General features: G+C 38.7%; 1 pseudogene. It reads right to left on the reverse strand.

Features of this window, described 5'->3' with window-relative positions:
- Nucleotides 1-62 precede the first annotated feature (62 nt).
- Nucleotides 63-235, reverse strand: a pseudogene (locus tag Q4550_RS24110) (aconitase family protein); the annotation flags it as partial.

Raw genomic sequence — 235 nt, forward strand, 5'->3', positions numbered from 1 at the left:
GATGCGAGTTATTTCCACTCAGCAACAGCTCGTTCAAAATATTCTGTATCATGTCTTTTTCATTTTAAATAGGATAAGGTAGTATCATCTGGGCTAATAAGCCCTGCTTTTGAGCCAGCTTCAATTGACAAATAACAAACAGTCATACGTTCTTCCATGGTCATATATCGAATCGCTACGCCTGTTTACTCCACAACTGCTCCAGTACCTTCAGTAACACCAAATTTGGCAATAA

The organism is Anaerobacillus sp. 1_MG-2023 (genome assembly GCF_030547345.1).
GTDB classification, from domain to species: domain Bacteria; phylum Bacillota; class Bacilli; order Bacillales; family Guptibacillaceae; genus Guptibacillus; species Guptibacillus hwajinpoensis_B.